The 22,434-nt window shown below is 61.5% G+C and carries 22 protein-coding genes; 5 read left to right on the forward strand and 17 right to left on the reverse strand.

What is annotated here, in order from left to right; translation table 11 throughout:
• Window positions 1–19: 19 nt before the first annotated feature.
• Window positions 20–1,558 carry a lysine--tRNA ligase gene (gene lysS / locus BN1129_RS07860; RefSeq protein WP_042035706.1) on the forward strand — a complete coding sequence of 513 codons (1,539 nt, stop codon included), beginning with the start codon at window positions 20–22 and terminating at the stop codon, window positions 1,556–1,558.
• A gap of 105 nt (window positions 1,559–1,663) precedes the next feature.
• Here the strand turns inward: lysS and BN1129_RS07865 are convergent, their stop codons facing one another.
• On the reverse strand, window positions 1,664–2,485 hold the full coding sequence (locus BN1129_RS07865) for a PhzF family phenazine biosynthesis protein (protein ID WP_042035707.1): 822 nt from the start codon (window positions 2,483–2,485) through the stop codon (window positions 1,664–1,666).
• Between the two features lie 190 nt (window positions 2,486–2,675).
• Here BN1129_RS07865 and BN1129_RS07870 point away from each other — a divergent pair, with 190 nt between their 5' ends.
• Genes BN1129_RS07870 through BN1129_RS07880 form a run of 3 tightly spaced genes read left to right on the forward strand, consistent with a single transcriptional unit; the run spans window position 2,676 to window position 6,983 of the window.
• On the forward strand, window positions 2,676–4,466 hold the full coding sequence (locus BN1129_RS07870; RefSeq protein ID WP_042035708.1) for an assimilatory sulfite reductase (NADPH) flavoprotein subunit: 1,791 nt from the start codon (window positions 2,676–2,678) through the stop codon (window positions 4,464–4,466).
• A complete protein-coding gene (cysI, locus tag BN1129_RS07875; protein WP_042035709.1) occupies window positions 4,466–6,190 on the forward strand; it encodes an assimilatory sulfite reductase (NADPH) hemoprotein subunit in 1,725 nt (574 codons plus the stop codon). The genes BN1129_RS07870 and cysI overlap by 1 nt, the downstream gene beginning before the upstream one ends.
• Entirely contained in the window at window positions 6,180–6,983 is an 804-nt protein-coding gene (locus tag BN1129_RS07880) for a phosphoadenylyl-sulfate reductase (protein WP_042035710.1), read from the forward strand. The genes cysI and BN1129_RS07880 overlap by 11 nt, the downstream gene beginning before the upstream one ends.
• 128 nt (window positions 6,984–7,111) lie before the next feature.
• Here BN1129_RS07880 and proX read toward each other — a convergent pair whose 3' ends face one another.
• The 7 genes from proX to BN1129_RS07915 all read right to left on the reverse strand — a co-directional run bounded on the left by proX (window position 7,112) and on the right by BN1129_RS07915 (window position 13,256).
• Entirely contained in the window at window positions 7,112–8,107 is a 996-nt protein-coding gene (gene proX / locus BN1129_RS07885; protein ID WP_042035711.1) for a glycine betaine/L-proline ABC transporter substrate-binding protein ProX, read from the reverse strand.
• Window positions 8,104–9,216, reverse strand: coding sequence for a glycine betaine/L-proline ABC transporter permease ProW (proW, locus tag BN1129_RS07890; protein WP_042035712.1), 1,113 nt, complete (start codon window positions 9,214–9,216; stop codon window positions 8,104–8,106). The genes proX and proW overlap by 4 nt, the downstream gene beginning before the upstream one ends.
• The gene (proV, locus tag BN1129_RS07895; RefSeq protein ID WP_042035713.1) at window positions 9,213–10,409 is read right to left on the reverse strand and encodes a glycine betaine/L-proline ABC transporter ATP-binding protein ProV; all 1,197 of its coding nucleotides are present in this window, start codon (window positions 10,407–10,409) and stop codon (window positions 9,213–9,215) included. Before proV ends, proW begins: the two co-directional genes overlap by 4 nt.
• 492 nt (window positions 10,410–10,901) lie before the next feature.
• Complete coding sequence (gene folA / locus BN1129_RS07900; protein WP_042035714.1) at window positions 10,902–11,396, reverse strand: type 3 dihydrofolate reductase; 495 nt, start codon at window positions 11,394–11,396, stop codon at window positions 10,902–10,904.
• Window positions 11,397–11,420: 24 nt separating this feature from the next.
• Window positions 11,421–11,888: a threonine/serine exporter family protein gene (locus tag BN1129_RS07905; RefSeq protein WP_042035715.1), complete on the reverse strand. Its 468-nt coding sequence runs from the start codon at window positions 11,886–11,888 to the stop codon at window positions 11,421–11,423.
• A complete protein-coding gene (locus BN1129_RS07910; protein ID WP_042035716.1) occupies window positions 11,885–12,682 on the reverse strand; it encodes a threonine/serine exporter family protein in 798 nt (265 codons plus the stop codon). The genes BN1129_RS07905 and BN1129_RS07910 overlap by 4 nt, the downstream gene beginning before the upstream one ends.
• A gap of 232 nt (window positions 12,683–12,914) precedes the next feature.
• Window positions 12,915–13,256, reverse strand: coding sequence for a DUF3135 domain-containing protein (locus BN1129_RS07915; RefSeq protein WP_042035717.1), 342 nt, complete (start codon window positions 13,254–13,256; stop codon window positions 12,915–12,917).
• 409 nt (window positions 13,257–13,665) lie between these two features.
• Between BN1129_RS07915 and mog the strand changes: the two genes are divergently transcribed.
• Window positions 13,666–14,196, forward strand: coding sequence for a molybdopterin adenylyltransferase (mog, locus tag BN1129_RS07920; protein ID WP_042035718.1), 531 nt, complete (start codon window positions 13,666–13,668; stop codon window positions 14,194–14,196).
• A 38-nt stretch (window positions 14,197–14,234) separates the two neighbouring features.
• On the opposite strand, the gene BN1129_RS07925 is transcribed toward mog, so the two are convergent.
• The 9 genes from BN1129_RS07925 to BN1129_RS07965 all read right to left on the reverse strand — a co-directional run bounded on the left by BN1129_RS07925 (window position 14,235) and on the right by BN1129_RS07965 (window position 22,431).
• A complete protein-coding gene (locus BN1129_RS07925; protein ID WP_042035719.1) occupies window positions 14,235–14,651 on the reverse strand; it encodes a DUF2541 family protein in 417 nt (138 codons plus the stop codon).
• A gap of 90 nt (window positions 14,652–14,741) precedes the next feature.
• Window positions 14,742–15,968, reverse strand: a complete 1,227-nt coding sequence (locus BN1129_RS07930) for a beta-ketoacyl-ACP synthase (RefSeq protein ID WP_042035720.1) — start codon at window positions 15,966–15,968, stop codon at window positions 14,742–14,744.
• Between the two features lie 91 nt (window positions 15,969–16,059).
• Complete coding sequence (locus tag BN1129_RS07935; protein ID WP_042035721.1) at window positions 16,060–16,785, reverse strand: 3-ketoacyl-ACP reductase FabG2; 726 nt, start codon at window positions 16,783–16,785, stop codon at window positions 16,060–16,062.
• Window positions 16,782–17,255 carry a hotdog family protein gene (locus BN1129_RS07940; RefSeq protein WP_042035723.1) on the reverse strand — a complete coding sequence of 158 codons (474 nt, stop codon included), beginning with the start codon at window positions 17,253–17,255 and terminating at the stop codon, window positions 16,782–16,784. The genes BN1129_RS07935 and BN1129_RS07940 overlap by 4 nt, the downstream gene beginning before the upstream one ends.
• Window positions 17,252–18,433 carry a beta-ketoacyl-[acyl-carrier-protein] synthase family protein gene (locus BN1129_RS07945; protein WP_042035724.1) on the reverse strand — a complete coding sequence of 394 codons (1,182 nt, stop codon included), beginning with the start codon at window positions 18,431–18,433 and terminating at the stop codon, window positions 17,252–17,254. The genes BN1129_RS07940 and BN1129_RS07945 overlap by 4 nt, the downstream gene beginning before the upstream one ends.
• Window positions 18,430–18,987, reverse strand: a complete 558-nt coding sequence (locus tag BN1129_RS07950) for a DUF3261 domain-containing protein (protein ID WP_042035725.1) — start codon at window positions 18,985–18,987, stop codon at window positions 18,430–18,432. The genes BN1129_RS07945 and BN1129_RS07950 overlap by 4 nt, the downstream gene beginning before the upstream one ends.
• A complete protein-coding gene (locus tag BN1129_RS07955) occupies window positions 18,984–21,344 on the reverse strand; it encodes an MMPL family transporter (RefSeq protein ID WP_042035726.1) in 2,361 nt (786 codons plus the stop codon). The genes BN1129_RS07950 and BN1129_RS07955 overlap by 4 nt, the downstream gene beginning before the upstream one ends.
• 50 nt (window positions 21,345–21,394) lie before the next feature.
• The gene (locus tag BN1129_RS07960; protein WP_108537171.1) at window positions 21,395–22,009 is read right to left on the reverse strand and encodes an outer membrane lipoprotein carrier protein LolA; all 615 of its coding nucleotides are present in this window, start codon (window positions 22,007–22,009) and stop codon (window positions 21,395–21,397) included.
• Window positions 22,006–22,431, reverse strand: a complete 426-nt coding sequence (locus BN1129_RS07965; RefSeq protein WP_108537172.1) for an acyl-CoA thioesterase — start codon at window positions 22,429–22,431, stop codon at window positions 22,006–22,008. Before BN1129_RS07965 ends, BN1129_RS07960 begins: the two co-directional genes overlap by 4 nt.
• Window positions 22,432–22,434: the final 3 nt, after the last annotated feature.

Below are 22,434 nucleotides of genomic sequence, written 5' to 3' on the forward strand. Positions count from 1 at the left end.
CAGAGCAGCAGGAATCACCATGTCTGAACAAACCACAACTCCGGAAGTAGACCACTCTCTCGAACTGAACAACGAGATGACGGAGCGTCGTTCCAAGCTGGCCGCCTTGCGCGCCCAGGGCAACCCCTTCCCCAACGACTTCCGTCGTGACAGCCTCTCCGGCGATCTGCACGCTGAGTTTGGCGACAAGAGCGCCGAAGAGCTGGTGGCCTTGGGTAAACAGGTGAAGATTGCCGGTCGCATCATGACCCGCCGGATCATGGGCAAGGCGTCCTTCGCTACCCTGCTGGACATGGCTGGAAAAATCCAGGTCTACGTGACCCGTGACGATTTGCCGGAAGGCTTCTATAACGAGCAGTTCAAGAAGTGGGATCTGGGTGACATAGTCGGCGTGGAAGGGACCCTGTTTCGCACCAACACCGGCGAGCTCTCCGTTCACGTTTCCGATATCCGCCTGCTGACCAAAGCGCTGCGTCCGCTGCCCGAGAAGCACAAGGGCCTGACCGACCAGGAAGCGCGCTGCCGTCAGCGTTACCTGGATCTGATCGCCAACGAAGAGTCCCGCAAGACCTTCGTGATCCGCACCAAAGTGGTTGCAGGCATCCGCAAGTTCTTCAACGACAAGCAGTTCATGGAAGTGGAAACCCCCATGATGCAGGTCATCCCGGGTGGCGCCTCCGCGCGTCCGTTCGTCACTCACCACAATGCGCTGAACATCGACATGTACCTGCGTATTGCACCCGAGCTCTACCTGAAGCGTCTGGTGGTCGGTGGCTTCGAGCGTGTTTACGAGATCAACCGCAACTTCCGTAACGAAGGTATCTCGGTGCGTCACAACCCCGAGTTCACCATGATCGAGTTCTACATGGCCTATGCCGACTACATCGATCTGATGGACCTGACCGAAGAGTTGCTGCGCACCCTGGCGCAGGACATTCTGGGCGACACCCAGATCCGTTACGCCAAAGAGGGCGAAGAGGGTCTGACCATCGATTTCGGTCAGCCGTTCCAGCGCCTCACCATGGTGGACTCCATCCTGAAGTACGCCGAGGGCGTGACCCGGGAAGACCTCACTACCCTGGAGAGCGCCAAGGCCGTTGCCAAGCGTCTGCACATCGAGCTGATGAAAGGTTGGGAGCTGGGTCACGTGATCACCGCCATCTTCGAAGAGACAGTGGAGCACATGCTGCTGCAGCCGACCTTCATCACCGAGTACCCGGCAGCTGTCTCTCCGCTGGCCCGCCGCAACGACGTGAACCCGGACGTCACCGACCGCTTCGAGTTCTTCATCGGTGGCCGCGAGCTGGCCAACGGCTTCTCCGAGCTGAACGATGCAGAAGATCAGGCCAAACGCTTCCAGGATCAGGTTGATCAAAAAGAAGCGGGCGACGACGAAGCCATGTTCTATGACGCCGACTTCGTGACCGCGCTGGAACACGGCCTGCCGCCGACTGCCGGTCAGGGTATCGGTATCGACCGTCTGGTCATGCTGTTCACCAACAGCCACACCATTCGCGACGTCATCCTGTTCCCGGCCTTGCGCCCGCAGCAAAAATAAGCCCGGTACGCAGGCCTGGCCTGCGCCTCGATGGCAATGAAACGCCCCGCAACTGCGGGGCGTTTTTTATGGCGAAGGTAGCCCGGTAGCGAGCCCTCGAGATAGTCACACGCTGGCACCTAATGGGGTAGGTGGCAGCAACCACTCCCCCTGCCACAGGGTCAACCCCTGACCCGCCATCAATACCCGCTCGCCCCGCAGATCCAGCCTGAGATCACCGCCTCTGGACGAGACCTGACGGGCCCGCAACTGCTGCCTGCCGAGCCGTTCAGCCCAGAAGGGTGCCAGAGCGCAGTGGTTGGAACCGGTGACGGGATCCTCATCGACGCCCACCCAAGGGGCAAAATAGCGGGAGACAAAATCATCATCCGCCCGGCTCGACGGGGCGGTGACGATCAGCCCCCGTCCCGGCAGGGCACGCAGGGCATGGAAATCAGGCGAAAGAGTGCGGATCTCCTCTTCACTTGCCAGCTCTAGCAAGAACTTGGCCCCGGCCGCCAGGGTCTGTCGTGGTTGGCAACCGATCGCGGCAGCATAGGCGGGATCCAGCGTCAGTGGCGTCAACGCGATACGCGGAAAATCGAGCCAAATCCACTCCCCTTCGCGCCGGGCCAGCAGCTCACCACTGCGGGTCTCGAAGCGGATCGTCTCGTGTGCGGCTACTGCCCCTGTCTGCCACAACACATGGGCAGCTGCCAAGGTGCCATGACCGCAGAGATCAACCTCGACTGTCGGCGTGAACCAGCGCAACTGGTAATGGGCCCTGCCAAGTTGCACCAGAAAGGCAGTCTCGGAGAGGTTGAACTCGGCCGCCATCGCCAGCTGGCTGGCATCCGGCAGGGCGGGTCCCAGTACGACCACCGCAGGATTGCCACCAAAGGGCTGCTGGCTGAAGGCATTGACATGAAACAATCTAATATTCGACATTGCACTTCCTGTGTTATCAAGTAGCACTCATTTAACGCCCTTTATACCACGATCCTCTTTTGCTGCGGGCGCAAGCGTGCCCCACCCCCTTTTAATGCATTAATAGAATAAAGAAGACATTTTTATTCTTTGTTGTTATTGAACACGCCCTTTAATCTGACCAAAAATCAGACCATGGAAGACGTGTGTGATGCAATTGAAGGATTCTCTGACCAACCTAGCCCCCCTCTCTGATGAACAACAACGTCAGTTGAACCAGGCGCTCTCGACCCTCAATACCCAGCAACTGGTCTGGGTGAGCGGCTATCTCTACGGTCTCTCCCAATCCGGCAGCCAGCCTGTGGCGGCCAGCGGTACGCTGGCGGCGCCCGGCGGCAGTCTGACCATTCTCTATGGATCCCAGACAGGCAACGCCAAGGGTGTCGCCACTGCCATCAAGGCGCAGGCCGAAGCCCGTGGCCTACCCGTCACCCTCGCGTCGATGGCCGACTACAAACCCAAGCAGCTCAAGAAAGAGAGCCACCTGCTGGTAGTAGTGAGCACTTACGGGGAGGGTGAGCCGCCGGAGAGCGCCGTCGATCTGTTCGAGCAGCTTAAAAAAGGCAAGATTGGCAAACTGAACGGGCTCAAGTTCGCCGTGCTGGGGCTGGGTGACAGCTCCTACGAGTTTTTCTGCCAGACCGGCAACGATTTCGACAACTTCCTCGCCACCGCAGGGGCCGAGCGGATTCATGAGCTCGCGAGCCTCGATGTGGATTATCAGGATGCGGCCAAGAGTTGGGGCGAGCAGGCACTCAACGCCATTGCCGCGACGCTCACCACCGGGGCAGCCAGCAGCAAGGTGGCAAGCGCGGTGCAGCAGGCGGTGGGCCTGAGCCACTACAGCAAGGAGAACCCCTTCCCTGCCCGCCTGTCGCTCAATCAGAAGATCACAGGCCGGGATTCCACCAAGGATATCCGCCATATCGAGATCAGCCTCGAGTCCTCCGGTCTCGCCTATCAGCCGGGGGATGCCCTCGGCGTCTGGTTCGACAACGACGCCGATCTGGTGGGCGAAGTGCTGGCCCTGGCTGGCCTTTCTGGCGATGAAGACACTGCCCACGGCAGCCTGCGCGAAGTGCTCACCCGCAACCTTGAACTAACCCGGCTGCACGGCGGCTTTATCACAGGACTCGCTGACATATCGGACAACGCGGCGCTGAAAGATCTGGCGGGCGACAAGGCCCAGGTCAATGCGCTGGTGGCCTCTGCCCAAGTGGTGGATGTACTGAAGCGCTTCCCGACCGCCCTCACTGCCGAGCAGCTGGTTAGCCTGCTGCGCCCCCTCACCCCGCGCCTCTACTCCATCGCCTCCGCCCAGAGCGAGGTAGAAGAGGAGGTGCACCTGACCGTCGGGGTGGCGCGCTACCCGCAAGAAGATGGCACCGTACGCTCTGGCGCCGCCTCCTCCTATCTGGCGGACCGGCTGATTGAGGATGGCGAGGTGCGGGTGTTTGTCGAACACAACGACAACTTCCGCCTGCCCGCCAATCCTGACACCCCCGTCATCATGGTGGGCCCCGGCACAGGTATCGCCCCGTTCCGCGCCTTTATGCAGGAGCGGGAAGCCCAGGGAGCGGAAGGCAAGAACTGGCTCTTCTTCGGCAACCCCCACTTTACCCAGGATTTCCTCTATCAGGTGGAGTGGCAGCGTTATGTGAAATCGGGCCTGCTGTCGAAGATCTCGCTGGCCTTCAGCCGGGATCAGGCCAACAAAATTTATGTGCAGGACCGCCTGCGTGAAGCGGGCCAGGAGCTCTATCAGTGGCTGGAAGCAGGTGCTCACTTCTATGTGTGTGGTGACGCCAACAAGATGGCCAAGGATGTGCAGGAGGCCCTGCTGGATGTGATTGCCGAACACGGTCACAAGAGCCGTGAGGAAGCAGAAGAGTATTTGAGCGAATTGCGTCGTGCCAAACGTTATCAAAGGGATGTCTATTGATGAGCAAGCAAACAATCTCGGAACAGAAAGCGGGGCCAGTGGAGGGACCGCTGGCTGACAACGAACGCCTCAAGCGCGAGAGCAACTTTCTGCGCGGCACCATAGAGCAGGATCTGCAAGACCCGCTCACCGGTGGCTTCAACGGCGACAACTTCCAGCTGATCCGCTTCCACGGCATGTACCAGCAAGATGACAGAGACATTCGCCCCGAGCGTGCAGCCCAGAAGCTGGAGCCGCTGCACAACGTCATGCTGCGCGCCCGCCTGCCGGGGGGGATCATCACCCCGGCCCAGTGGCAGATCATCGACAAGTTCGCCGAAGAGCACAGCCTGTACGGCAGCATTCGCCTGACCACCCGTCAGACCTTCCAGTTTCACGGGGTGCTCAAGCGCGACATCAAGCTGATGCACCAGACCCTCAATAGCACCGGCATCGACTCCATCGCCACTGCTGGCGACGTGAACCGCAACGTACTCTGCACCAGCAATCCGGTGGAGTCCGAGCTGCATCAGGAGGCCTACGAGTGGGCCAAGAAGATCTCCGAGCACCTGCTGCCCAAGACCCGCGCCTACGTGGAGATCTGGCTGGACGGTGAAAAACTGGGGCAGGACGAGGAGCCTATCCTGGGCTCCAACTACCTGCCGCGCAAATTCAAGACCACTGTGGTGATCCCGCCCCACAACGACGTGGATATCCACGCCAACGATCTCAACTTCGTGGCGATTGCCGAAGGCGGCAAGCTGGTGGGCTTCAACGTGCTGGTGGGCGGGGGGCTCGCCATGACCCACGGCGACACCAGCACCTACCCGCGCAAGGCGAGTGACTTTGGCTTTATTCCCCTCTCCCACGTGCTGGAGGTGGCGGCCGCCGTGGTCAGCACCCAGCGCGACTGGGGCAACCGGGTCAACCGCAAGAATGCCAAGACCAAGTACACCCTTGAACGTGTTGGCGTCGAAGCGTTCAAGGCTGAGGTGGAGAGCCGCGCAGGTATCCCCTTCGCCGAGAGTCGCCCCTATGAGTTCACCAGCCGTGGCGATCGCTTCGGCTGGGTTGAAGGGATCGATGGCAAGCACCACCTCACCCTGTTTATCGAGAATGGCCGTTTGCTGGACTTCCCCGGCAAGCCGCTCAAGACCGGCATGCTGGAGATCGCCAAGGTGCATCAGGGGGATTTTCGCCTGACCGCCAACCAGAACCTGATCATTGCCGGGGTGCCTGCCAGCGAGAAGGCCCGCATCGAAGGGCTGGCACGCCAATACGGCCTGCTGGATGACGGCGTGAGCGAGCAGCGCAAGCAGTCCATGGCCTGCGTGGCCCTGCCCACCTGCCCGCTGGCGATGGCCGAAGCGGAGCGCATGCTGCCGGCGTTTGTCACCGACATCGAAGGTCTGCTGGCCAAGCACGAGCTGGCGAATGACGCCATCATCTTCCGTGTCACCGGCTGCCCCAACGGCTGCGGCCGCGCCATGCTGGCGGAAGTAGGTCTGGTGGGCAAGGCGCCCGGCCGCTACAACCTCCATCTGGGCGGCAACCTTGAGGGCACCCGCATTCCGCGCCTCTATCAGGAGAACATCACAGAGCCGCAGATCCTGGCCGAGCTCGACGTGCTGATCGGCCGCTGGGCCAACGAGCGCAATCAGGGCGAGTGCTTTGGCGACTTCGTGATCCGGGTCGGGGTGGTGGCGCCCGTTATCGATTCCGCGAGGGACTTCTATGCAGCCTGAACTGACTGATAGCGGGGCCGATGGCAGGCTCGATCTCTCCGCCCTGCTCTCCCTGAGCCGGGAGGAGCAGACCGAGGCGCTGGCGCCCCTCAACCAGGCGCTGGATACCATGAGCGCCCCCGAGCGGGTGCGCTGGGCACTGGCCAATCTGCCGGGGGAGCATCTGCTCTCCTCCAGTTTCGGCATTCAGGCAGCACTGATGCTTCATCTGGTGAGCCGCGAGCGGGCCGACGTGCCGGTGGTGCTGACCGATACCGGTTATCTCTTCCCGGAGACCTACCGCTTTATCGACCAGCTGACCGAGCGCCTCGCGCTCAACCTGAAGATATACAAGGCCGCGTTGTCACCGGCCTGGCAGGAGGCGCGATTTGGTCTCTTGTGGGAGCAGGGCGTGGAGGGGATCACCCGCTACAACCAGCTCAACAAGGTGGAGCCGATGGACCGCGCCCTGCGTGAGCTGGGGGCCCAGACCTGGTTCTCCGGCTTGCGCCGGGAGCAGTCCGGCAGCCGGGGCGCGTTGCCAGTGCTGGCCATCCAGCGTGGCCGCTTCAAGTTTCTGCCGGTGATCGACTGGAGCAACAAGGATGTTTTCTACTACTTCAAGGAGTTCAACCTCCCCTACCATCCGTTGTGGGAGCAGGGTTATCTGTCGGTCGGCGATGTCCACACCACCACCAAGTGGGAGCCCGGCATGAGCGAGGAGCAGACCCGCTTCTTCGGCCTCAAGCGCGAGTGCGGCCTGCACGAGGAGGGTGGCAAAGAGCATGGCGAGCAGGGTGGCTCCGGCATCTGAGCCCGCTGGCAAGGCCAGATCCTGACAATAAAAAACGCCCGGCAAGAGTTCTGGGCGTTTTTTATTGCTGAGGTGCAGCGGCTAACGTGCGCAGGGCATAGCGCCCTGCGTGCAGTCACGCCATCCGCTTATTGCACGGCGGCGCGCGCCTGGGTCAACCAGTCGTTGACCAGCGCCTCATGCCCCTTGAGCCAGGCCTCGGCGTGACGCTCTACATCCGCCGGTTTGTTCTGACCTTTGTTCATCAGCCCGTTCTGGATGTTGATGTCGTTCAGCGGGAGCTTGACGATACTGAACAACTTGGCCGCCGCCGGGTTGGCCTCGGTGAACGCCTTGTTGGCCACTATGTGCATGGAATTCACGGTAAAGCCGTAGTTTTTGCCGTTGGGCAGGCGGGTCTGCGCTGCATCCTTGGCATCGGCAGGCACTTCCAGCCACACCACGTCCCGCCCCGGCACCAGCTCACTGCTCAGCCAGTAGGGGATCCAGGTGTAGTAGATCACCGGCTTGCCACTCTGGTAACGGGCCCGGGTATCGGCGATCAGGGCCGCGTAGTTGCCCTGCTTGTGGGTAATGGTGGAGGTCAGGCCGAACTCGTCCAGATGATGGTTGATGGCCTCTTCACAGCCCCAGCCCGGGTTGCAGCCCACCAGATCGGCCTTGCCGTCGCCATCACCGTCAAACAGGGCCGCCAGCTTGGGATCCTTGAGCTGACCCAGGTTGGTAATGCCATGCCGGGTGGCGGTCTGCTTGTCGATGAGATAGCCCTGAGCGGCGCCCGATGCATAGGTCCCCTGGCGGAAGAACACCTTGTCACCGCCAGCCTGTTCGTACTTGTGGTTGTGCAACGGGATCCAGTTAAAGGCCAGGAAGGTACCATCGCCCTGTGCCACCGAGGCGTAGGCCACGTTGTAATCTACCTCCTGCACCGTCTGTACGTCATAGCCGAGGCGACCCATCAGCTTGCTGACCAGCAGGGTCTGAAAAGTCTCTTCCGGCAGGGAGCTCTGCAAGGGTTGAACGCGGACCCCCTCCCCCGGCAGTTCGGTGCTGGCCATGGCGACAGAACTCAGCAACAGGGCGTTCAGCACCAGGGTGCTCAGGGTTTTCGTGATGAACCTCATGCATTTACTCCTTTGTAATCAATTACTTTACTGCTGCCACGCAGGCGCATCAGCAGGGCCACGGGGCCATGTTGATACCAGCGGCCTGTGTGGCTGCGATCCCGCTGTCCCATTGCCTGGGTCAGACGGTCGAGCACGATGGCCAGCAGCACTATGCCGAGGCCACCGATGGAAGCGAGCCCCATGTCGAGTCGGCCTATGCCGCGCAGTACCATCTGGCCCAGACCACCGACCGCGATCATGGAGGCGATCACCACCATGGAGAGCGCCAGCATCAGGGTCTGGTTGACCCCGGCCATGATGGTGGGCATGGCAAGCGGCAGCTGCACCTTGAACAACAGCTGGGAGGGGCTGGCGCCAAAGGAGTGGGCCGCCTCTACCAGATCTGCCGGCACCTGTCGGATCCCCAGCATGGTCAGCCGGATCATCGGCGGCAGGGCGAAGATGACGGTCACCACGACGCCGGGTACGTTGCCGATGCCGAACAGCATGACGATGGGGATGAGATAGACGAAGGCCGGAGTTGTCTGCATGGCATCCAGCAGCGGCCGGGTCCAGGCAGACAAGCGCTCGCTACGGGCCAGCAAAATGCCAACCGGCAAGCCAATCAGGATGCAGAAGAAGAGCGAGGTCAGCACCAGCGACAGGGTCACCATGGCATCGGACCAGGCACCGATGAGGCCTATCCCGACGAGAGAAAGCAGGGTACCCAGCGCCATGCGACCATTAACCAGCTGCCAGGCGATCAGGGTCAGCATCCCTATCATCAGGGTGGATGGCACCGTCTGCAGCAGATGGGTCATGGCGTTGAGGGTGACCTCTACCGGTGCCCGGATCAGCTGGAACAGGGGGCGCAAGTTATGGACCAGCCAACCAATGCCGCTCTCCACCCAAATATCCAGCGGTACCAGCGCCTGCTGGAAGGGATCAAGCCAGTCGACAGCCGTGGCTGTATCCGCCGTTTCAATCTGGCTCTGCCAGTCGGCGGCAAGGGTTTCGGTATTGCCCCAGGGATCGGCCTGCGCCTCATTGGCCCGGATGGGGGCACTCGCCAAGAACAACAGCGCCAGCAAGCCGGTCAGCAGATGATGAAAGGGTTTGATATTCATACCGGGGTACTCCTGTCCAGGGTGTTCAGCAAGTTGGCCTTGGAGATGAGCCCCAGATAGGTGCCATCTTCCTCAACCACAGGCACCTGACAGGGCGCTGCGGCCACCTGACTGATGAGTTCATTGAGGGAGGTATCGGCCTGGATGGGCTGAATATCGGCCAGCAAGGCTTGCTCCAGGCTTCCTTTGTTTTTCACCGCCTGACCGAGCGACTCGACCGAGACGACCCCGAGGAAGCGGCGGCTGCGATCCACCACATAACCGAACTCCCGCTCCTGATCCTTGAGTTGACGCAGGGCGTTGCCCGGCCCGTCCGTGGTGTGCTTCTTGATAAGCGGCATCTGCTTGCGACTGACGATATCGCGGGCACTGAACACATTGGCCAGATCCACACCGCGAAAGAAGGCGCGAACATAGTCGTTGGCGGGCTGACTCAGGATCTCGTCGGGGGTACCGACCTGGATCACCTGACCATCCTGCATGATGGCGATGCGATCGCCGATACGCATCGCCTCGTCCAGATCGTGCGAGATGAAGACGATGGTGCGTTGATGGCTGGCCTGCAGCTTGAGCAGCTCATCCTGCATCTCGGTGCGGATCAGCGGATCCAGCGCAGAGAAGGCCTCATCCATCAGCAGGATATCGGGGTTATTGGCCAGCGCACGGGCCAGACCGACCCTTTGCTTCATGCCACCTGAGAGGGCATCGGGAAAGGCGTCCACCCACTGACCCAGACCCACCTGATTGAGTGCCTGGCGGGCACTTTCCTGGCGATCGAGAAGCGGCACGCCAGCGAGCTCCAAACCGAAGGCGGCATTTTCCAGCACGGTCAGATGCGGCATGAGGGCGAAGGATTGGAACACCATGCTGATCTTCTTGCGCCGCACCTGGCGCAGCTCACTATCTGAAATGGCGGCGATGTCCTCACCGTCGATCAGCACCTGACCACGGGTCGGTTCAATCAACCGGTTGAAGAGGCGTACCAGGGTGGATTTTCCCGAACCGGACAAGCCCATCACCACGAAGATCTCCCCCTCGTGGATGGCCAGATCGACCCCATGCACACCCAGTGTCTGCCCGGTCTTCTGCAGAATGCTGGCGCGGTCGTGCCCTTTCGCCAGCAATTTGAACGCCTTTTCCGGCTGTTCTCCGAAGATTTTATAGAGTGATTTCACTTCGAGTTTGACTGTCATACTGTCCTTTTTTCATGGTCGACATCTTGGTAATTAACCTGCCGAACGCGAACCAATTACTTTCTACACTAAGCAATTTACATGAAAAACAAAAGAACCATAGGAGTCCATACAAAACAATGAAAACATAAACAATTGATTTTAATGGTTTATTTTTGACAATAAAAAGCCATAAATCGACAAGCATGGGCCATGCCAGCATGGTTAATTTGATTAGATAACTAATTATCGTGGTGTTTTGACAGGCTAATAGGAGGAGGAAACCAGGCAGATCAGGGGGATGCCGCCAGGCAGGATCCTGAACAGGCAGCAGGGCTGGAAAAAATCATTACAACCCTAATGATATGCAGGCGAAAAACGAGGGGATACAGGGGAGCGGTTGAGCGCAGCCATGGCGAAGGCCTTGCCTGCCGGACCCGCCCTTTGTGGCAAGAAAAAAGCCCCCAGTGCAGCACAAGGGGCTTTTCGGCTTCAACAGTTATTCAATACGGTTCAGCGCCGTTGCCAGGTTTCGAAACTGTAGGGATGGGGGTTCTTCTCGTCGGGCTCATGGGGTTCGCGCTCAACGCAATGCCACTCGTCCTCCTCGAAGGCGGGGAAACGGGTATCCCCTGTCACCGCCAGATCGATGCGGGTCAGATAGAGGCTGTCGGCCCGTGGCAGCAGCTGACCATAGAGATGACCGCCACCTATCACCATCAGCTCGTCTACCGTCTGACCATCGGCCAGCAGCGCCAGCGCGGCCTCCACCGAATCGACCACTTCGACCCCGTCGGCCTGGTAATCGGGGTTGCGGCTGATCACCAGATTACGCCGTCCGGGCAGCGGCCGACCTATGGATTCGAAGGTCTTGCGCCCCATCAACACCGGTTTGCCCAGAGTCACCCGCTTGAAGTGGGCCAGATCTGCCGGCAGGTGCCAGGGCATCTGGTTATCCAGGCCAATCACCCTGTCGTGGGCCATGGCGGCAATCATGGAAATCTTCATGGGGTCAGCCTCTCACACCGTCTGTCAAATAATGGGCCGGTTACGGTACACGACCAGGGAGGGGATCGCCAAACCGAAACTGAGGGCACCCACGATAAACAACGCCTTGAGGCCGTTCTCCACCGCGCTCTGGATAAGGTCCATGGTCACCCCGGAGATGTTGAGCTCGACCACGGCGATCATCGCCTTGAACGCATAGCTGCCCGGGATCATTGGGATGATGGAGGCAACGCTAAACACGGGGCGAGGCGCCAGCAGCCGACGGGACCAATAGACACAGACAAAACCGACCGTGGTCGCCGCCGTCAGTGTCGCCCACTCGATGGGCATACCGTAATGAATGAGCAGGGTCCGCAGGCTGTGGGCCAGGGCACCGCCCATGGCGCAGTACTTCAACATGCGTGGCGGCACGTTGAACAGCATGGCAAACCCTACCGCCGGAATGGAGGACCAGAAGGCATCCTTGGCCAGCAACCAGACAAGATCCATCATACCTTCCACCCCCAGATCCCGGTGACCGACATGGCCAAAATGATACCTATGGCGGCGCTGATGGTGAGCAGGGTTGCCGTGCCCCAGCGCGCCAGCCCCATGTTGAAGTAACCCTTCACCATGTCGGAAACCGCATTGATGAGCGGGAAGCCCGGCACCAGCAAGAGTACGCTGGCGGCCATGGCGAGATAGGGCTGGGCCCCCCAGTTGAAGAAGTTGGCACTGGAGGAGAGCAGGGTGGCGATGAAGCCGGTCGCGGCAAAGTTGATAAGCGGGCTGTGGTGATGACGGGCGATCAGCTGGCGCACTCGCATCGCCACGGCGGAGGAGAGGCAGGTCACCAGGAAGATGGGCCAGTCGCCGCCAAACAGCAGGCTGAAAGCGCCGCAGGAGAGCCCCACCATGGGCACCACCAGCCAGGGGTGGTAATGAAACGGCACTATGCCGTCGAGCCGCTGACGCACCTCGCGCGCACCGATCAGCCCCTTCTCCGCCATGATGCAGATGCGCTGGATCTCGCACACCACCTGCATGTTGATGCCGTGCTCCCGTACCCGGCGGGTGGTGGTGACGCAACTGCCCTGATAGAGGCTGGTGAGCACGATGGCACTGGAGGAGATAGCCATCTCGACGCTCTCCAGCCCCAGCGCCATGCCAAGCCGGACCGTGGTCTGCTCTATGATGCGACTCTCGGCCCCGAACTGGGCCAGCATCTGGCCCACCTTGACGATGATACGGGTGATCTCTGTCTGCTGCTCCTGCGACAGCACCCGTCTTGGAGTGATACTGCTCATAATCCCTGCGAGTCGTGGCAAAATTAAAAGATCGCCATATTAGCCTAACTGTCGGCGCCATACATCCACACCGATCACGGCAATAATCAATTTTTAATAAAACAGCGAATGCCACGAAAACACATCAAATATATTACAAATCACCTCAGATAAATTAACGTCAGTAAACGGACCTCACCCGATGACAGATATATAACGCAGAATAATAATAAGAATGCTATCAAGGGGATGTTTATTTCTTCTTGCGATAATAATCGAAGAAAGAAACCACATTATTTTCTCTGTAGACGGAGGGCTGGTCAGCATAGAGATTGGCATTGAGCTGGATCATCTGACTGCGCATGGAATAAAAGGAGGAGTGCATCATGCCCGCAATACGAATACAGCTATCCAGATTGTTCTTGGCCAATTGACGCTGACAGTCGATACGAAACTGCAGGCCGCGCAATCGCTGTTGCTGCTCCGGACTGACCCGGTCGATCAACCCCTCTATTTGCTGGTGCAGCAACTCATCGAGTCGTTCCGGCTCCGTCACCGCCAGTCTCCTCAAGGTATCAAAATCAGGCAATTCCATATGCCCTCCTGCGGTCAGCCGCTGTATGGTGATACTCAAACAACAACGATCAGTACAACATTCAACCAACCGTATAATAAGTTATATAAGACGATTGCCCTCCTGGTTCAATCCATACCACAACCTTTCTAGGCTGACTGCGCCAAAACAGGATCAACAATCGGGGAATTATTTTCTTATTCGTTATGGATCAACCAATTATTCATCAATACGGCTGTTTTTTTCGTTTATACATTTTAGGCCGACGATACCCAAGTCTTATGTCTTATTGAAAGGGCGTCGGCAAGAAAGCTTTTCATTCGGCACTCGATGCTATGCCCCACCCTCGCCAACACCTGACCTCGTTTAACATATCTCACTGATTATGTTATTTTATTTGCTACTTATTCTAGGCAACCAAGGGCAGACCATGAGCAAGGCAAGAATCGGCATCGTCACCGTCAGCGATCGCGCCAGTGCAGGCATCTACGAAGACCTCTCCGGCAAGGCCATCATAGACACGCTGAACGCATATTTGACCTCGGCGTGGGAACCCCTCTATCAGGTGATCCCGGATGAACAGGATCAGATCGAAACGACCCTGATCCGGCTGGCAGACCAGGAACAGTGCTGCCTCATCGTCACCACGGGCGGCACAGGTCCGGCCAAACGGGATGTAACCCCTGAGGCCACAGAAGCGGTGTGCGATCGCATGATGCCAGGCTTTGGCGAGCTGATGCGGGCCGAATCCCTCAAGTTCGTGCCGACTGCCATTTTGTCGCGCCAGACTGCAGGCCTGCGCGGCGGCGCCCTCATCGTCAACCTGCCGGGCAAGCCCAAATCCATCCGCGAGTGCCTGGATGCGGTCTTCCCCGCCATCCCCTACTGCATCGATCTGATGGAGGGGCCCTATCTCGAATGCGATGAAGCCGTCATCAAGCCGTTTAGACCCAAGAAATAAGCCCTGAATGGGCGGGGGATGTGAACCCCCGTCCATATTTACTTGCGACCATATACCTTGACCCCGGCCTTACTCCCCTCCGAATTGCCATAGACCTCGATCCGCTTGATGCAGAGCCGGCTACCGAGAGATTTCCACCCCGATTCCTGATCCTCTTTCAGATCCTTGTCGAAATTAAGGGTCTTGCTGCGATCATTGCCGTAAAACACCTTGACCCTGTCCAGGGTCAATTCCCGTCCTGCCTTGACCATGATGGACTTGGCCGGTCGGCAAACGATGATGGGAATAATGGCCGGGTGGTCACCGACGCCGAGCAGCATGGTGTTGCCCAGCCGAAATTCATCATCGGCCATGGCCGGTGCAGGCAGCGCCAATAAAAGGGTGGACAGCAAGAGCGCATTGAAACCTGGGCGCAGGCGGAGTTGAGCAGAGAAAACAGCAGATGGAACAGACATTATGCCTCCCGAAAAATGGGAGGCATATTAATTCATCAAGGCTAAACCCAGGCTGTACCGGCGCCCTGCCAGCAGGCAAGGTGCGCGGCTTCAGGACCAGCGCTTGAAGATGAGAGAGGTGTTGATGCCGCCAAAGGCGAAGTTGTTGGACATCAGATAGTCCACCGCCAGCGCGCGGCCATTGCCCACCACATGATCCAGCGGGGCACAGGCCGGATCCGGCTCGGTCAGGTTGATGGTGGGGGCAAACCAGCCCTCTTGCATCATCTCCAGCGACAGCCAGGCCTCGATGGCACCGCAGGCGCCCAGGGTATGGCCGAAGAAGCTCTTGAGCGACGATATGGGGGTCTTGTTGCCAAAGATGGTGGCGGTGGCGTGGCTCTCGGCTATGTCGCCGCGCTCGGTGGCCGTGCCGTGGGCGCTGATGTAGCCAATGTCGGCGGCCTTAAGCCCGGCCTGGGCCAGTGCCATCTCCATGCACAGCTGCATGGTCTCCTGCTGGGGCTGGGTCACGTGGGCGGCGTCGCAGTTGGTGGCAAAGCCCACCAGCTCGGCGATGATGGTGGCCCCGCGCGCCTGTGCATGTTCCAGCTCCTCCAGCACCAGAGTGCCCGCCCCTTCGCCAATCACCAGACCGTCCCGCTGCCGATCGAACGGCCGTGGCGCCAGCTCGGGGTTGTCGTTCATCTGGCTGGTGGCAAACAAGGTATCGAACACCACGGCCTCAGACGGGCAGAGCTCCTCCGCCCCGCCAGCCACCATCAGGGTCTGATAGCCGTGCTTGATGGACTCGTAGGCGTAGCCAATCCCCTGGCTGCCGGAGGTGCAGGCGCTGGAGGTGGGGATCACCCGCCCGCGCAGGCCGAAGAAGAGGCCGGTATTGACCGCCGCCGTGTGCGGCATCATCTGCACATAGGTGGTGGCCGTGATGCTGGCGGTGCTCTTGTTGTTGAGCATGACCCCGAAGGCACGGATGGGATCCGTACTGCCGGTGGAGGAGCCATAGGCGATGCCGGTGCGACCGTCGGTCAGCACCGGGCTGTCGATAAGCCCAGCCCGCACCAGCGCCAGCTCGCTGGCCACGGTCGCCAGCTGGGAGACCCGCCCCATGGCCCGCGTCTTCTTGCGCGGATAGCGGGCGGGCAGCACAAAATCGGCAATGGGCGCCGCCAGCCGGGTATTGAGCCCCTCGTAGATAGCCCACTGTGGCATGGTCACCACCGCATTGCGCCCCGCCTGCAACTTTGCCCGCACGCTCGGCCAGTCCTGACCGAACGCTGTCACCCCGGCCATGCCGGTTACTACTACCCGCTTCATACCATACCGCCATTCACAGAGATAACCTGGCCTACCACAGAGACAGCACCATGTTGAACCGACATCAGGCAAGAGACCACCAGCATCCGTGTCATACCATGCCCCCGTTGATGGAGATGACCTGGCGCGTGATATAGCCGGCGATGTCCGACATCAGGTAGGAGACCAATCCGGCCACCTCGTCCGCCTGCCCCATACGCTTGAGCGGGATCAGCTTCATCGCCTCCTCCTGCACCTCGGCATCCACCATGCCGGTATCGATGAGGCCGGGCGCCACGCAGTTAACCGTGATCTTGCGCTTGGCCAGCTCCAGCGCAAGCGCCTTGGTGGCCCCCATGATACCCGCTTTGGCGGCGCTGTAGTTGACCTGGCCACGGTTGCCCATCAGGCCCGAGACCGAGGAGATGGTCACGATGCGGCCGCCCCGGCGCAGACCTATCATCGGCATGATGCAGGGCTTGAGCAGGTTGTAGAAGCCGTCCAGATTGGTGTGCAGCACCCCGTCCCAATCCTCGTCGGTGAGGGCGGGGAAGGCGCCGTCACGTATGATGCCGGCGTTGCAGACCACACCGTAATAGGCGCCGTGTTCGGCCATGTCGGCTTCCAGCCGCTCGCAGCAGCCCTGGCGATCGGCAATGTCGAACTGGATCAGGCGCCCCTGTCCCCCTGCGGCTTGCAGGTTCGCCAGGGTAGCCTCGGCCCCAGCGCGGTCGCCGTGGTAGTGCACGACGACGAGAAAACCGTCGGCGGCCAGCTTGAGGGCGATGGCGCGGCCTATCCCCTTGCTGGCGCCCGTGACCAATACGGTAGAGATCATGAAACGTCCTTCGCTAACAAATCGGATAATTCGCCGGGTGCGGGTTGATAGGTCGAGAGGCGCGCGGTGGCGCACTCCTGCCCATCTTGCAGGATCCGGCAATCGAAACTGGCCATGCCGCCGTCTTGCAACAGGCAGCTGGCCTCTATGGTGAGCAGGGCCCCCGCCGCAAAGCGGGTGGGCTGGCAGCGGTACTTGCGGGTGCCGAGCAACATACCGATGCGCACCGGCTCGCCGCGCAATCGCCCCTGCATGCCGGCCCAGGCGGCTATGGTCTGAGCCATCAGCTCTATGCCGACCCAGGCGGGCAACGAGCCCTCGCCATCGAGCAACAAGGCGTGCCGGGCGCCAACCAGGGTCTCGCAGCACACCCGGCTCGCATCCACGGCGCAGAGCCGATCCAGCAGCAGCATAGGGGCCTGATGGGGCAAGAGAGTGTCGATGGCGGGCAGCGGTATGAGCTCATTCATGAGGGTGATAGTCCAAACAGCAGGCTGACATTGTTGCCACCGAAGGCAAAGGAGTTGGAGAGGACCCGGGGCGCCGCCAGTCGAGTGGCGCCACTCACCAGCCGGATGGAGGCCAGCGCCGGATCCACCGTCGTCACCCGCTGGGGAGGCAACGGCAGCGCCCGCTCCAGCAGCAGGCAGGCGAGCGCGGCTTCAATGGCCCCCGCCGCGCCCAGGGTATGGCCGGTGAGCGGCTTGGTGGAACTGCAGGGCACCTTGTCGCCGAACAGGCGATGCACTGCATGGCTCTCCATGGCGTCATTGAGGCGGGTGGCCGTGCCGTGCAGGTTGATGTAACCCACCTGTTCCGGCGTCACACCCGCCTGGGCCAGCGCCATCTGCATGGCCGCCTCGGCCCCCACGCCATCCGGATGAGGGGCCGAGATATGCCAGGCATCGGACGACTCGCCCGCCCCCAGCAGCGCCAGCGGCGCAGGCGTGCGGCTCAGCAGAAACAGCGCGGCCCCCTCGCCTATGTTGATCCCCTGGCGGCCGTTGTCGAAGGGCTGGCAGAGGGTGCCACTGAGGGACTCCAGGCTGTCAAAACCGTTGATAGTCAGCCCGCACAGGCTGTCGGCGCCACCGACGATCACCGCATCCACCAGTCCGGCCGCCAGCATCCGCTGACCGCTGATGAAGGCGCGGGCGCTGGAAGAGCAGGCGGTGGAGAGGGTGTAGGCAGGCCCGGAGATGTCGAGATAACGGGCCAGAAATTCGGACGGAGAGCCCAGCTCCTGCTGGCGATAGTCAAAGGCCGGGGGAATTGCCTCCCCCCGCCGGGCGGCGGCGATCGCCAGCTCGGCCTCGCCTATCCCGGCTGTGCTGGTGCCGAGCACCAGGCCTACCCGCGCAGGGCCAAACTCCGCCAGCGCCTTGTCCAGGGCGGGGCGGATCTGCGCCAGCACCGCCAGCAGCAGGCGATTGTTGCGCGAGGCATAAGGGGCCAACGCCGCCGGTATTTCCGGCAGAGCGCCCTCGACCCGCCCCACCGGGGTCAGGCGACCATCCAGCAAGGTCTGGTTGTGGCGGGTGAGCGGCGTGCTCCCCTCTGCCTGCCAGGCCAGCAGGGCCTCGGCGCTGGCATCCCTGCCCTCCCCCAATGCCGAAATGAAGCCGTAGGCCGCGATATAACAACTCATTGGGACAGGGTCTCCAGCTGCAAACGGTAGTGAAATACATGCTGTTGCAGACTGACCGGCTCCCGTACGCCGCCCTTGTCCTGGTACCCGATCTCGGTGACCAGGGCGCCATCGGGAGAGCGCAGCCGGCGCGTCAGCCCTTCGTCCCGCAGCGTCCAGCCCGGCGGCAGCTGCGGCTGCCAGCTGGCCAGCGGCCAGTAGCAGAGCATGACATCCGCCAGCACCTGGGTCACGGGCGGCATGCCGGTGGCGAGCAGCGGGCTCAGCTGCTGAGTCGCTATGCCCTGCTGATCGTAACGCACCCGAAACAGCCGCACCCCGCTCGGGGTCAGGCCGACCAGGGTCAACTGGCTGCCATCGGCCTCCAGCACAGTCATCAGCTGATGGGAACTCTCACCCACGGTGGCCGTCAGCAACTGCTGGCGATAGAAGGGGGTGGCAAGCACAGGGGCTGGCAGCGCCATGACGCTGCCCTTGTCGAGATAGGTGGTGGGGGCAGGCGGGCTGCTGCAGCCCCCCAGCAAAAATATGAGTAATACAAACAGTGATCTCATTGCCATGTTGGCTCCCGACTATCCTGCCCTGGCAGCGGCAGTCGTACCCGGTCCAGCACCAGAGGCGACAACAGGAAGGCAGTAAAGATACCGCCGCTCAACACCAGACCAAAGCCCGCTATGGCGGGGGTGTGACTCAGCGCCAGCAAGCCGAACGCCAGCTGGGTGGTGAGGTTTGCCAGCAGGATGGCGAGCAGGGTGGAACTCTGCCGCGCAAGTTCGTTGCCACAGTGGGCAAAGAAGAGACCGTAGTCGATGCCGATGCCGAAGATGAGGCTGAGCGCCAGCACACCAAACAGGGTGAGCGGCTGGCCGCAGGCGGCGAGCAGTGCCAGCCCCATGGCGAGAGCAATCAGGTTGACCAGCAGCACCCGGGACGCCCTGGCTGCCCCCATCCGCCGCCAGAGCAGCAGGGCCACCAGGCCGATGGCCAGCAGCAGCAGTTCGGCCAGCTTGATCCGGTAGTGGGCAAACAACTGACTCCACTCGCCGCGCTGATCCTGCCAGTAGATACCCTGCTCGGCAGCTGCCAGCGCCGTCAGGGCGACCTCGCCCTGCACCCCGACCAGCGGCACCCAGATGGCGACGCGGCCATCCTCCAGCGAGTGCCACAGCAGACGGCTCCCCTCGCTGACCGGGCTGGCCAGCCAGGCTGTCGGGGTCAACCAGTCAGGCTGACGGGCGGGCCCTTGCCCCCCTGCTGGTATTGGCACCCCGGCCTCTTGCAGTCGGGTCACCACCTGGGGCAACAGGGCCCGAATGGCGGCCGCATCCTGCTGCTGCCGCGCCAGCGAGGGCAGCCAGCGACTGAGGGAGACAAAGTCCCGCAATGCGCCACTGTCTTTAAGCTCGACCAGCTGGCCATCCAGTCGCTCCAGCCGTTGCAGCGCCTGCTCGGCATCCGTGCCTGTCACCAGAAAACCCTGCATGCCCCCCTGCTGACCGGTCAGGGCCTTGATCTGGTTCTCCTGCGCCTGCAGTTCCACCGGCAAGGGTTGCAGCCGGCGTATGTCGTCATCCACCTGCAGTTGGCTGATGCCAAGGGTGGCCAGCAGCAGGCAGAGCAGCGGCAGGCCAATGCGCACCAGGCGACGCTGCTGCCAGGCACTGAGCCAGGCCATCAGCAGTGGCTGGCTGCGCAGGGGCCGGGTCGGCAGGGGGCCCGACCAGCGCGGGAACAGACAGAGCACAGTGATGAAAGCGCTGAACAGGCCCGCCAGTGCGCACACCGCCAGCTGTTGCAGCCCGGGGAAGGGGGCGAGCCAGAGCAGGCCATAGCCGATCAGGGTCGTCAGCACCGCCAGCGAGAGGCTCGGCAACAGCCGTAGTCGGGTCTGATGCGGCGTCTCGTCGTCGCCGTGCAGCCGTCGCTCGCACAGGAAATGGATGGCGTAGTCGATGGCGATGCCGATGAGGCTGCTGCTGATTACCAGGGTGAAGAGATGGATCTCGCCAAACAGGATGAGCACAGTGCCCAGCCCCCACATCAGTCCCACGCAGATGGGCAGCAGGGAGAGCAGCAGCGCCCGGGTCGAGCGAAATACGCCCCAGATAAGCAGAATGACGCCGATCATGGAGCCAAGCCCTATGGTGGAGATGTCCTGCTGGGCCAGGTTGCTAGCGTGCTGGCTGTAGAAAAGGGTGCCACGGCGCAGCAGCTCGGCACCGGGATAGGCTTCGGCCAGCCGGTGCTCGGCGTTGTCGAGTGCCCTCAGCAACCCCTGGTTGCGCTGGATATCAAAGGCGGAGAGATCCAGCTCGGCCCGCACCATGAACCAGTCGCGACCCGCCTTGTCCCGGCTGACCAGCCAACCCTCCTTGAGTTGCATGGGGCCGCGAGCCTCTGCCAGCACCCCGGCCCGGGTCAACAACAGCGGATCGCTCTGCCACTCGGCGCGGGAAACGCCGCCAAAGGGCGAGTAGATTTGGCCAAGCACCCATTGGCTCCAGCCCTCGGCGCCAGCCGCCAGCCGGACCCGGCCCGCTTCATCCATCCGCTGCCAGGCGAGATCGCGCAGATAGCCCTGCCAGGCGGGGGCCAGCTCGGGCTGATAGCCCTTGATATGGGAGAAGGCTGCTATCTGGTCGAGCTGTTTTACCCACAGATCGGCCGCCGCCTGTCCGTTCTGTCCGGCAGGCAGGCTCAGCATCCAGACCAGCTGGCGATCGAGCTGTTGCAGCAAGCCCTGCTGCAACGCCGGATCCAGATCGCTGCGGGATTCGTGGGGCAACAGATCCATCAGGCTGGTGTTGATGCGGCTGTGGGGCAGCTGCCAGGCCAGCACGGCCACCAGCAGCAGGCAGAGGCAGATCCAGATCGTGCCAAGCCGGCGCCAAGTGGTTTCAGATTGCAGCAAGGTAGATTCTCCCGGCCAAACCAAGGGCAGTGGCAGGGTGCGATGCGGGGCTAGTGGGTAGCAAAGCGGGCCTGCTCCTCAGGGGTCAGTGGCAGGGTTCGCTCCTGCCAGGCGCTGAAACGGATGCGGGTGCTGTCACCCTGCTTGTCGGCAATGACCAGCTCATCCAGTTGCCCTTGCCCGCTCAGGGTGAGACTGGCAAACACCTTGTCCAGCGGCGTCAGGGTCGGCACCAGCAGCAGCTGCCAGCCCGCCTCCGTGCTCTGAAAATCGATCTTGAAGTAGCGGCGCAGGGTCGCCTCGTCCGAGCCGAACAGCGCCAGCAACATCTGGCTGAATTCAAGCAGTTGCGGGCTGTCGATGACGGTGGCGGGCTGACCCGCTACCTGCTGCACCATGCGTTGCGGCGTCAGGGTCAGGGTCAGGGCAAAGGGCTGCTGCTGCTGCCACCAGAGACCCAGGTCACGCACCAGCAGCAGCTCGCCGGAGGCCTTGAGCGGCTGGCTCAGCCCCGCCACCTGTTTCTCCTGCTCGAAATGGGCCTGTCTGACCGGACTCAGGGTCAGCAGCTGCTGCACCTGGTCACGGCTCAGGGGGGCCGCCTGCAGCGGCAACGCCAGCAGCAGGGCCAGTCCGACCATCAGCCGGTTCAGAAGACAGCTCATTGGCTCACCCCCAGCTTGTCCAGCAGCACCTGGGGCGAGGCTAGGCACATCTCGCCGCTCGCCTTGCTCACCGCCACCTGGATGCTGTAGCCCTTGCTGGTGCGGGTGCCGCTCGCGGTATCGCTCAGCAGGTAGTCGATCTTCAAGCGGTTCTGGTATTCGGTCAGGGTGGCGCGCACCCGCACCCGCTGGCCGAAGCGCAGCGGTGCCAGGTACTTCATCCGGGTGTCTATGATGGGCCAGAGGTAGCCGGAGGCCTCCATCTGCGGGTAGTTGTAATCGATGAGGTCCAGCAGGGCGCAGCGGGCCAGCTCTATGTAGCGAAAGTAGTGACCGTGCCAGGCGACAGCCATCATGTCCACGTCGTGAAATGGGATGGTCACTTCCACTTCAGTGCTGATCTGCCAGGGTTCCAGCGCAATCCG

Origin of the sequence: Aeromonas popoffii (genome assembly GCF_000820025.1) — a bacterium.
Classification (GTDB): Bacteria; Pseudomonadota; Gammaproteobacteria; order Enterobacterales; family Aeromonadaceae; genus Aeromonas; species Aeromonas popoffii.

Bases quoted from the DNA above. Each gene is read 5' to 3' on its own strand.
- BN1129_RS07960 (WP_108537171.1), bottom strand. From the start codon at position 22,009: ATGAGCTGTCTTCTGAACCGGCTGATGGTCGGACTGGCCCTGCTGCTG.
- BN1129_RS07910 (WP_042035716.1), bottom strand. From the start codon at position 12,682: ATGAGCAGTATCACTCCAAGACGGGTGCTGTCGCAGGAGCAGCAGACA.
- BN1129_RS07945 (WP_042035724.1), bottom strand. From the start codon at position 18,433: ATGAGTTGTTATATCGCGGCCTACGGCTTCATTTCGGCATTGGGGGAG.
- cysI (WP_042035709.1), top strand. From the start codon at position 4,466: ATGAGCAAGCAAACAATCTCGGAACAGAAAGCGGGGCCAGTGGAGGGA.
- BN1129_RS07905 (WP_042035715.1), bottom strand. From the start codon at position 11,888: ATGATGGATCTTGTCTGGTTGCTGGCCAAGGATGCCTTCTGGTCCTCC.
- proW (WP_042035712.1), bottom strand. From the start codon at position 9,216: ATGAATATCAAACCCTTTCATCATCTGCTGACCGGCTTGCTGGCGCTG.
- BN1129_RS07950 (WP_042035725.1), bottom strand. From the start codon at position 18,987: ATGAGATCACTGTTTGTATTACTCATATTTTTGCTGGGGGGCTGCAGC.
- BN1129_RS07880 (WP_042035710.1), top strand. From the start codon at position 6,180: ATGCAGCCTGAACTGACTGATAGCGGGGCCGATGGCAGGCTCGATCTC.
- BN1129_RS07865 (WP_042035707.1), bottom strand. From the start codon at position 2,485: ATGTCGAATATTAGATTGTTTCATGTCAATGCCTTCAGCCAGCAGCCC.
- BN1129_RS07940 (WP_042035723.1), bottom strand. From the start codon at position 17,255: ATGAATGAGCTCATACCGCTGCCCGCCATCGACACTCTCTTGCCCCAT.
- folA (WP_042035714.1), bottom strand. From the start codon at position 11,396: ATGAAGATTTCCATGATTGCCGCCATGGCCCACGACAGGGTGATTGGC.
- lysS (WP_042035706.1), top strand. From the start codon at position 20: ATGTCTGAACAAACCACAACTCCGGAAGTAGACCACTCTCTCGAACTG.
- BN1129_RS07915 (WP_042035717.1), bottom strand. From the start codon at position 13,256: ATGGAATTGCCTGATTTTGATACCTTGAGGAGACTGGCGGTGACGGAG.
- BN1129_RS07870 (WP_042035708.1), top strand. From the start codon at position 2,676: ATGCAATTGAAGGATTCTCTGACCAACCTAGCCCCCCTCTCTGATGAA.
- proV (WP_042035713.1), bottom strand. From the start codon at position 10,409: ATGACAGTCAAACTCGAAGTGAAATCACTCTATAAAATCTTCGGAGAA.
- proX (WP_042035711.1), bottom strand. From the start codon at position 8,107: ATGAGGTTCATCACGAAAACCCTGAGCACCCTGGTGCTGAACGCCCTG.
- BN1129_RS07925 (WP_042035719.1), bottom strand. From the start codon at position 14,651: ATGTCTGTTCCATCTGCTGTTTTCTCTGCTCAACTCCGCCTGCGCCCA.
- BN1129_RS07935 (WP_042035721.1), bottom strand. From the start codon at position 16,785: ATGATCTCTACCGTATTGGTCACGGGCGCCAGCAAGGGGATAGGCCGC.
- BN1129_RS07930 (WP_042035720.1), bottom strand. From the start codon at position 15,968: ATGAAGCGGGTAGTAGTAACCGGCATGGCCGGGGTGACAGCGTTCGGT.
- mog (WP_042035718.1), top strand. From the start codon at position 13,666: ATGAGCAAGGCAAGAATCGGCATCGTCACCGTCAGCGATCGCGCCAGT.